This is a genomic window from Tateyamaria sp. (assembly GCF_059783535.1).
In genome coordinates this window covers 1-9458 of the sequence record NZ_JBYNDP010000062.1, presented here as the reverse complement: position 1 = coordinate 9458, position 9458 = coordinate 1, and the positions used below count along the sequence as shown (strand labels likewise).

Below are 9458 nucleotides of genomic sequence, written 5' to 3'. Positions count from 1 at the left end.
AACAGGCGGCGTGTTTTGAACTGTTCAGGCAGCGCGCGGCCATGGCCGTCGAACCACTTGGCTTGCGCCAGTTTGCTGTCATCCGCGTCGCGGGGGCGGTGCACACCGGGTTTGCGATAGGTGCCGTCATTTGCATAGAGTGTCTTGAACATAGATGCGCGCCAAGGCCAGTGCAGGATTTCCGGTGCTGCCATGGGAAAGGTATCAGTCACCGGGTGGTCCAGATATCGTACCTGGCCATTGTTGCCAAACAGCCGCCAGGTCAGTGTGATGGCCGTGGCTTCGGGCAGGGCAGCGTGCAGGGCGGCCAGCGTTCCGTCTCCGGTGTGAATGTTCACGAATTCGTCGATATCAAGCGGCAGGATCCAGACCGCTTGTCTGACCTGATCCATCTTGGCAGCGGCCTTGAGGGCCGTGAACTGAATGCCGCCTTTGTCATAAGGGCCTTCATTGCGGACATGGCTCAGCCAGCCAAGTGCTGCCAGCCGATCCAGCATCGTATCGGTGCCATCGTCGCAATCGTTGGAAAACACAAGGAAATCGTCAAAGCCAACGGCCCGGTGATGGGCCAGCCATTCCAAAAGGAACGCTGCCTCGTTGCGGACCGTCAGAAGGGCAAGATGCGTCACTTCAGCGGCCAAGCCCTGCGGAACGTGACAACTTTTTGCGTGGACAGTTTGGGGTAGTAGGCCAGACCGGCCTCCATCATTGCACCAAAGACCGCGTTCACACCTTCCGGGCCGATCCATTGCGGGTGTAGTTCAATGACGGCGGCGCGCAGGGTGCTTAGGTCCATCTCGGGCAGCAAATCCGCCTCGTCGCCTTCAATGTCGCATACCAGAACCGTGGGCTTGATTGCTTTGGTCTGTTGCCCCGCATTCACAACGTCCACCGTTTCGGTACGCACGATGCCCGCGCCATTTTCCTCTTCGACGGACGAGGCCAGGATATTGCCGCGAACATGGAATTCCTTGGTGCCCTTGCGCTTGCCCAATATGGCGTTGTGGACTGTCGTATTCTCGATCCCGTTGGCGGCATGCACCCGGCGGATGTATTCGGCCAGAACACCGTTCGCCTCGTAGACATGCACATGCGCTGCCTGGCTTTTCTTGGCCACAAGGGTCGAAATGAAACCAACCCCGCCGCCCAATTCTAGAACAACGTCATCAGGCTGGATGACGCGCAACACCGCATCACCTTCCTTGTTCTCGTAAAGGCCGCGCCGCAAGTTGCCCGCAATGCGTGGCTTGAGCACGTCCATGTCACGTGGGAACAACAAGCCCCGCGGGGTCGTGATCACGTCATGCTCGATCTGTGCACCATCCATCTCAACTCTCCATGTCGAGGGCGAGGGCATAGGCCACCCGCTCAGTCTCGGTCAGTTTGACCTTGAGGGCCTGATCATACAGGTCTTGGAACTCCGGATTGGCGTGGAGCTCGTCCGCCTTGGTCCGATGCCATGTCAGACCGTATTCGTGCCACTTGCGCAGGTCTGCATCCTGCATCAGCGTTTCATACTCAGTGCGCATGCGGGGCAGGTTGCGTTTGATGGTGATGTCGCGGAAATCGGACCAATCCATACGGATCCAGTAGTTGATCCCGATCGACCGATCCACGTGCAGCGCACGGCCACGCTGCCGCTTGATCAAAAAGCTTTCCGCGCTGCGTAGGGCATAGTGATTGAGCTGTAGAAGGTCATAGCCAATTGATTTCTTTGAGCTTCTCCAGCCGTTTTCGGCGACTTCCTTGGTCATGTCCTTGCCCGACCCGTTCACCCAACGCACTTTCTTGGCAAATTTGGGGTCCAGCTTGTTCGGCCGGTGGCAGCTGATCTTTTCGTAGGCACCAATGTTTTTGAACATCGTCTTGAACCCCCAGACCGTATGCGGTTTGGGGCAATATTTTGGGGCGCAGCGGTCGAACTGATCGATGACGAACTCGTCCTTCAACTCCGTCACGCCGTTATGGCCGAAAAGCCGCCAGGTCATGGCAACATTCGTGGCGTCAGGCACAGCGTCAAAGAAATCCTGCAACGTGCCATTGCCCGTGCGCACATTCATGAACTCATCCACATCAATATGTATGATCCAGTCCGCGTTCTTGATAAGCGGCTCTTTCAGCGACTGGTTCAACGCGTATTGTTGGGGCGAATTGCCCTTCCAGTTGTCGTTGTTACGGTGCTGGATCACGCCCATGTCTTGCAGACGATCCAGGATTTCGGACGTGCCGTCCTCGCACCCGTTTGTGTAGATCAGAAAATTGTCGACACCCATGGCACGGTGATAGGCAACCCATTCGACGATATAGGGTGCCTCGTTCTTCATGCAGCCGACAATGACATTGCCTGTCGATCCCTTGGGCAGATCGCGCTTGCCCATGGGGGCGTAGGCGGCTGCCAATTCCTCTTCGTTGACGGCGCCCAACTTGTTGTGGGGGGCAAAGGAGGACGTGCGCAGTTTTTCAAAGTTCTGCACGGCCAGCGGTGGCATCAATGCGCGGGCCGTGTCGGTCAGGCCATCGCTGGGTACGGGGTCGGGACCCGGCGGCGTTGGGGCAGGGGTGCCGTTCAGGCGGGCCAGATCAGCCGCCTTAGTCTTGCGTTCTTCCTGTGTCGCCTTGTCGATGCGCCACATGAAGCCCAACAGGTATTGCGATGCGCGGAAACCGCGCGTCGGATCGGCTTCTTCCCAGGCTTTCTTCGCCCGGGGCGCCTTGAACAGGTCGGCGGGCAGGCCGTGCGCCTTGGAAAGGGCGGCGTTCTGCTTGGCAAAGGTTTTCGATATGGCTGACAGCGATGCAGGATCGATAGGATCACCATCCACCTTGATCTCATTCACAAAGGACCGCCAAAGCTGCCGGGGCAGAATGCGTTTTTCGTTGGCTAGAACCTGCAGGATCAGGTCGTTCAACTGTCGCCCGCGCGCCAACCACGCCGCAGATGGTTCCGAGGGCACATCCGCCTTTACAGCCTTGCCAATGGCCGGTTTGATTTGAAAGGCAGCGCGTATCTCGTCCGTCACGGTTTCGGCGGCAAAACCCTCTGCGTCATAGGCGCGGAACGTCAGGGCATCCGCGCCAAACACGGCGTTCCAGTGTCGCTCAAGGGCGCTGTAGTCCAGCCAGCAGGGTGCGGCCTGATTTTCAATGAATACACCGGCCTGCGGATTGATCCGTGGCGCCGCCGCCAATGCGTCGGCCCACCATGTCTTGCTGCCTGCAAGCGCCAGCTCCTGGGTCAGGGCGGCGCCGCGCCCCTCCATGATCTGTTCCCGGTAATGGCGGGCCAGCAGGCGGGCGGGTTCATCGATATGCGCGATAACGCGAATGTCCTCTGACAGAGGCGTCAGCAGGGCCTTTAATCGCTCCAGTTCGGATTTGGAGACAAGGCTCACACCCAGTTGCGATGCCGATAGGATCAGGTGGTCTGGTGAGAATTGCGCGACTTCCTTGGCCAGATCAGCGGCGACCGTATCATGCAGAACGGTCTGCTTGTCAGCGGTGATGTAGCCCCGGTTGTACCGCAATGGATCGACATGGGCGGTCTCTGTCACCGCCATGTAAAGCCGTGTGTGGTTCTTGTTTCCAGGGCTGCGCGCGAAAAGCACACCCTTGGTGATCATCTGGTCCCGTTTGGCGGCCAACACGTTCTGCAAGCGGTCTGCGCCCACCTGTTCCAACCCGATATGCAGGTGGATGCGCATCAGGCAACCTCGTTCAACTTGTTCACATTGGTCCGACCCCACCAGTTCACCGGCAGTTCGATGAAACCGCTGATCAGGTCTTTGGCTTCGGGGTCGGCCACGTCGTATTCCAGAAAATCCTCATCATCGCGAAAGATCGCGCGCAGATGGGCATAATGGGCTTCGATCCACTGCATCCGTTGGATGCTCGTCTCTCCGAACCCTTCCGGCAGGCCGGGTATGTTGTTGGCCGGCAGGCGCGACGTGCCAAGATCAGACCACGCCAACATGGATTGCGACATCTCGAAAGGATCGCGGTTCGATGCAAGGAACTTGACGCCGGGATTGTGCTTGCGGATCGCCATGATCATCCCGAAATCCATTTGCGGCCACAGCGACCGGCCCGCGCGCAGCACGCTCATCTCCGAAATCGCGTCGAAGTCGGAAAAGTACGCGCCCGGGTCGCCTGTCTCGAAATATCCGCGATACAAAAGGTCGGCGACAAACTCGTTGTGCAGTTGCGTGTTCTTGGTCTGACGCGGCCGCACGCGATGGTCCGCAACATGCAGCCCCGCGCGGCGAAGGGCACGGGCCAGTGTCGTCGTGCCGGTCTTGGGCAGGCCGAGGTTCACAACGCGCAAACTCATGCCGCAGGCTCCATCAATCCCAGATCGATCAGCATCGCTTCTTCCTGCGGCGGCAGGGTCGAGGCCGCATGCAACTGTGCCTGCATCGCCTGGTACTCCGGCTTTGCCAGCAATTCGTCCCGCTTGGCGATGTGCCGCTGCACGCAGTCGTCATGCAGGGTCTTGATCTCCTTGTCTTTCTTCAGCTCAGCCAAAGCCTTCTTGAGATCAGGCAAATAGCGCTGAATGCTCTTGTCTTCCCAGGCCGGGTCATTCCGCTCGCGCCAATAGGTATCGTCAAAGGCACGGTTTTCCCGGTTCACATCACCCCGGTCATTCTTGACCAGATAGCTGTCCAAAGACCGCAAAGCATAGTGGTTCAAGGTCGCAAACTCCCGCGCTCCGTGGGCCGGAAAGCGGCGAATGCGGCGCGGATTGGCGGCCACAAGAAACTTGTGTGGCACCTTGCGGCCCGACCCATCGGTCCACGCGGGCTTCGCCTTGCCCTTCTGGAACGGGCGATGTGCGCCGTAGTACTGCAAGGGAAAATCGTGGCGCACCAGTGACTTGACCTCAATTGCGGCCTCACCACACCACAAGTCCGGATTGTGTGAGCGGTGGAACTGCCCAATCACCGGCGCGTCGACAAACGTGTCGACCCCATCATTGGCAAAGAACTGGAAGGTCACCGAAATCGCCTGCGGATCGCCGCACGCCTCAATCAGGGCCGGGATCGTGTGATCACCGACATGGATGTTCAGAAACTCGTCTACGTCCGCAACCCAGACCCAGTCGGCCTCGGTCACGATGTCCTGACGGCGCGCATCCTTCAGCGCCTCCATCTGGTAGTTGCGCCCCTCTGCTGGGTTCGGCAGATGCTGGCACAACCCGCGATCGGCCAATGCGTGCAGCAGGGCATCGGTCCCATCGGTGCAATCATTGGAATAGAACAGGTGATCGGTCACCCCGATCAGGCGGTTGAAGGCAATCCACTCCAACAGAAACGGGCCCTCGTTTTTCACGCAGGTCACAGCCGTAATGCGCATCAAACGCCAGCCTTTCGTGATCGGGTCATTGCCCACCGCCTCTGTTCCGGGTCCCCGTATCTATGCCGCGAACCTCATTCTTTTCCCGTTAACACCATGCCATTTCTCGCGAATCCCGTCAACGCACAGGACTTTAGGAGGCCTTGACGACACCGCCCAGCGATGCAGTTTGGACGCAAGGAAGGAAACCCGATGCACACACCCACCTCCATTGACGCCGTCCAGACGATGCTGGCCGACCAAGGCTATGTCTGTGACCGCGCACTCGGGACCGTCGTGTTCCTCAGCCTGTCGCTTGGACGCCCCTTGTTCCTGGAAGGCGAGGCAGGCGTCGGCAAAACCGAGATCGCCAAGGCATTGGCGGCCGCACTGGGTCGCCGCCTGATCCGGTTGCAGTGCTATGAAGGGCTCGATGCGTCATCGGCCGTCTACGAATGGAACTTCCCGGCTCAGATGGTCGCGATCCGCACGGCGGAAGCCTCGGGCGGTGCAGACCGCAAGGCGCTGCAAACCGAGCTTTTCTCCGACGACTACCTGATCGAACGCCCACTCTTGGACGCCATGCGGCCCGACGACAACGGCGCGCCGGTCCTACTGATCGACGAGTTGGACCGCACGGACGAACCCTTCGAGGCCTTCCTGCTCGAAGCGCTCTCCGACTTTCAGGTCACGATCCCCGAACTGGGCACGATCAAGGCCCCGGAGCCGCCCATCGTCATCCTCACCTCCAACCGCACCCGCGAAGTGCACGACGCGCTCAAACGGCGCTGCCTCTATCACTGGGTCGACTACCCGAATTTCGACCGCGAAATGGAAATCCTGCAGGCCCGTGCCCCTGAAGCCGCCGCAGAACTCAGCCGCGGGGTGGTGGCCTTTGTCCAACGCCTGCGGACCGAAGACCTGTTCAAAAAACCCGGTGTCGCCGAAACCATCGACTGGGCCAAATGCCTTCTGGCACTGGACGTACTCACCCTCAGCCCCGAGGTCATCGCCGACACGCTGGGTGCCATCCTCAAATACCAAGACGACATCCAGAAACTCCAAGGTTCCGAGGCCAAACGTCTGCTGGACGAGGCCAAGGCGTCGCTGGAGCCCGCATGATCCATCTTCATTTCGCCAGATAAACCGCGGGGGTGCGGGGGCAGCGCCCCCGTAGACACATGCCTGAATACGCGCCTCTAGACCTACCCGAAAACCCAAAGCTCGCAGGCAATATCACCCATTTCGCCCGCGCTCTGCGCCGTGCGGGCCTTCCCATCGGCACGGGCCGGGTGATGGATGCCATCACTGCCGTCACCAAGGCGGGCTTTACCGAGAAACGCGACTTTTACTGGACGCTGCACGCCTGCTTTGTCTCAAAGCCGGAACACCGGGCGGTCTTTGCCCAGATTTTCCGCCTCTACTGGCGCGACCCGCGCTATCTCGAACACATGATGGCTGCGATGCTGCCTGCGGTGCGTGGTGTGCAGGAAGACCGAGGCGCGCAAGCCGCCGAAAAACGCGCGGCCGAGGCGCTGCTTGACGGCGCAGGCGACGACATCGACCTGCCCGACATGGAAGAGGGCGGGACCGAGATCGAAATTGACGCCTCGCTCACCATGAGCAACGAGGAACAGCTCAAAACCCTCGATTTCGAGCAGATGAGCACCGAGGAAATGGCGCAGGCCAAGGCTATGCTCGCCCGCATGGCCTTGCCGGTTGATCCCATGCCCACACGCCGGACACGCGCCGCGGGGCTTGGCCGTGTCGATCCTGCCCGCACTTTGCGCGCCGCGATGCGCCAGGGCGGAGAGATGCGTGACCTGAAATGGAAAACCCCCAGGGTCCGCTATCCGAACCTTGTGGCGCTTTGCGATATCTCGGGCTCCATGAGCCAGTATTCCCGCGTTGTACTGCACTTCCTTCATGCGGTGGCGAATGCAAAAGGGGCGGGTTGGGCCAAGGTGCACGCCTTCACCTTCGGCACGCGGCTCACAAACATCACGCGACATCTTGCACAGCGCGACGTGGATGCGGCGCTGCAAGCCGCCGGGGCCGAAGCACAGGATTGGGAGGGCGGCACGCGGATTGGATCGTGCCTTGAAACGTTCAATCGCGACTGGTCCCGCCGCGTATTGGGGCAGGGGGCCGTGGTTCTGCTGATCACCGATGGCCTTGACCGCGACGACCCGGATGCCTTGGCAAAACAGATGGAGCGTCTGCACTTGTCAGCGAAACGTCTGATCTGGATCAACCCATTGTTAAGGTGGGAGGATTTCGCACCGCGTGCACGGGGCATCGCGGCAATGCTGCCGCATGTGGACAGCTTCCGCGCAGGCCACTCAATCGCGTCCATCGAAGAACTGGCGCGCGTCATCTCGATCCGCGATGATGTCGGCGATCGTGATCGCTTGCTTGGGATGTTGTAAAACTGCGCGCCTTCCGGCGCATTCCATTTTTGATTTGGCGCTTCAAGCGACATGTGCCGTGCGCATGTCGACGGTGGCGGAAAGCGATTTTTCCCTGGAAAAATCCGCGGCGCCACACCCTCGAACTACCGGGTGCTGGACTCCACGACATTGCAGGCAAAAACGTTCTGGCCCCGCACGTCGTTTTGTTTGCAAACGACGTCAGGGGCTCAGAAACCAAGGGTCAGGCAAAGGTTTCCGCAAAGCTGTTGCGATAGATGTCCGACAATTCCGACAGCGGGGCCGAGCTGTTGCCCATCCACACCGTGTCGCCGGAGAACTTGCCAACGGAAACGATAGGTACGCCTGCCTTGCCCGCAGCGATCATCAACGCTTCGGCTTTGTCGAATGAGCAGGCCACCAGGTAACGCGCCTGATCTTCGCCAAAGAAGCTGCCCATCTCGCTGGCGTCGATCCATACGCCAACGTTTGCTGCTTCCGCCAGTTCAAAGGCGGCAAGGGCGAGGCCCCCGTCACTCAGATCGGTGCAGGCGTTGATCAAGTGTCTGTTTTCACGAATGAAATCACCGTTGCGTTTCTCGGCATCAAGGTCCACATGCGGCGCGTCCCCGTCGGTACGTCCAAACACTTCGGCTAGGATTGCTGACTGGCCTAGATGCCCGCCGCAGTCCCCGACCAGCAAGGCCACGTGGCCGTCGCGCACCTCGCCACCGATGATGTTGTCGGGGTGGTCGATCAGCCCAACGGCCCCGATGGTGGGGGTGGGCAGGATGCCTGTGCCATCCGTTTCGTTGTAGAGCGAGACGTTGCCCGACACGATGGGCATGTCGAGCGCTTTGCAAGCCTGACCAATCCCATTCAGCGCACCCACGAATTGCCCCATGATCTCGGGCTTTTCGGGGTTGCCGAAATTCAGATTGTCTGTTGTGGCCAATGGCTTGGCGCCCACCGCTGTCAGGTTTCGATATGCTTCGGCGACCGCCTGTTTGCCACCCTCTACGGGGTTGGCCTTGACGTAGCGAGGGGTGACGTCCGACGTGAAGGCAAGGGACTTGTCCGTGCCATGCACCCGCATGATCCCGGCCCCCAGACCCGGCGTGCGGGCGCTGTCTGCCATGACCATCGTGTCGTATTGTTCAAAGACCCACTGCTTCGCGGCGTAGTTTGGGCTGGCCAGCAGCGCCTTGAGACCGTCGATAGGGTCGATGCTTGGGATGTCCCCGAGGGGACCAGCCTCTGGCGTGGGCTCCCACGGGCGGTCATATTCGGGCGCCTCGGAGGCGAGTTTGGACAGCGGCAGGTCGGCTTTGACCTTGCCGTCGTGTTCAATCAGAAAGCGGTCTTCGGCGATCGTTTCGCCCACGATAGCGAAGTCCAGATCCCATTTGTCGAACACGGCCTTGGCCTCGGCCTCAAGCTCGGGTTTCAACACCATGAGCATGCGTTCCTGAGACTCGGATAGCATCATCTCGTAGGCAGTCATGTTCTCTTCGCGCACGGGCACGTCGTTGAGGTTCAGCTTGACGCCCAGACCGCCCTTGTCGCCCATCTCGACGGCGGAACAGGTGAGACCTGCGGCCCCCATGTCCTGGATCGAGATCACGGCGCCGGTCTGCATCAACTCCAGCGTTGCTTCCATCAGCCGCTTTTCGGTGAAGGGGTCACCGACCTGCACGGTGGGGCGCTTTTCCTCGATCG

The 9458-nt window shown here is 60.0% G+C and carries 8 protein-coding genes; 2 read left to right on the top strand and 6 right to left on the bottom strand.

Annotated features, from left to right (window positions below):
• From AC6RA8_RS12895 to AC6RA8_RS12875, 5 genes are all read right to left on the bottom strand, one after another.
• A partial coding sequence (locus AC6RA8_RS12895) for a glycosyltransferase family 2 protein (RefSeq protein WP_500353150.1) occupies positions 1-629 on the bottom strand: 629 nt, incomplete at its 3' end.
• The gene (locus AC6RA8_RS12890; RefSeq protein ID WP_500353149.1) at positions 626-1327 is read right to left on the bottom strand and encodes an FkbM family methyltransferase; all 702 of its coding nucleotides are present in this window, start codon (positions 1325-1327) and stop codon (positions 626-628) included. The genes AC6RA8_RS12895 and AC6RA8_RS12890, both read right to left, overlap by 4 nt.
• A gap of 1 nt (position 1328) precedes the next feature.
• Positions 1329-3701, bottom strand: coding sequence for a glycosyltransferase family 2 protein (locus AC6RA8_RS12885; protein ID WP_500353148.1), 2373 nt, complete (start codon positions 3699-3701; stop codon positions 1329-1331).
• Positions 3701-4327, bottom strand: a complete 627-nt coding sequence (locus AC6RA8_RS12880) for a sulfotransferase (RefSeq protein WP_500353147.1) — start codon at positions 4325-4327, stop codon at positions 3701-3703. Before AC6RA8_RS12880 ends, AC6RA8_RS12885 begins: the two co-directional genes overlap by 1 nt.
• On the bottom strand, positions 4324-5352 hold the full coding sequence (locus AC6RA8_RS12875) for a glycosyltransferase family 2 protein (protein WP_500353146.1): 1029 nt from the start codon (positions 5350-5352) through the stop codon (positions 4324-4326). Before AC6RA8_RS12875 ends, AC6RA8_RS12880 begins: the two co-directional genes overlap by 4 nt.
• Positions 5353-5544: 192 nt before the next feature.
• On the opposite strand from AC6RA8_RS12875, the gene AC6RA8_RS12870 reads away from it, so the two are divergent.
• Entirely contained in the window at positions 5545-6453 is a 909-nt protein-coding gene (locus tag AC6RA8_RS12870) for an AAA family ATPase (RefSeq protein WP_500353145.1), read from the top strand.
• 59 nt (positions 6454-6512) lie between these two features.
• Positions 6513-7760 (top strand): vWA domain-containing protein, encoded by a 1248-nt coding sequence (locus tag AC6RA8_RS12865; RefSeq protein WP_500353144.1) that lies wholly within the window; start codon positions 6513-6515, stop codon positions 7758-7760.
• A gap of 223 nt (positions 7761-7983) precedes the next feature.
• Here AC6RA8_RS12865 and AC6RA8_RS12860 read toward each other — a convergent pair.
• A partial coding sequence (locus AC6RA8_RS12860) for an AIR synthase-related protein (RefSeq protein WP_500353143.1) occupies positions 7984-9458 on the bottom strand: 1475 nt, incomplete at its 5' end.

Excerpts from the sequence above, each read along its gene's own strand:
- AC6RA8_RS12890 (WP_500353149.1), bottom strand. The coding sequence starts at position 1,327 with ATGGATGGTGCACAGATCGAGCATGACGTGATCACGACCCCGCGGGGC.
- AC6RA8_RS12885 (WP_500353148.1), bottom strand. The coding sequence starts at position 3,701 with ATGCGCATCCACCTGCATATCGGGTTGGAACAGGTGGGCGCAGACCGC.
- AC6RA8_RS12880 (WP_500353147.1), bottom strand. The coding sequence starts at position 4,327 with ATGAGTTTGCGCGTTGTGAACCTCGGCCTGCCCAAGACCGGCACGACG.
- AC6RA8_RS12875 (WP_500353146.1), bottom strand. The coding sequence starts at position 5,352 with ATGCGCATTACGGCTGTGACCTGCGTGAAAAACGAGGGCCCGTTTCTG.
- AC6RA8_RS12870 (WP_500353145.1), top strand. The coding sequence starts at position 5,545 with ATGCACACACCCACCTCCATTGACGCCGTCCAGACGATGCTGGCCGAC.
- AC6RA8_RS12865 (WP_500353144.1), top strand. The coding sequence starts at position 6,513 with ATGCCTGAATACGCGCCTCTAGACCTACCCGAAAACCCAAAGCTCGCA.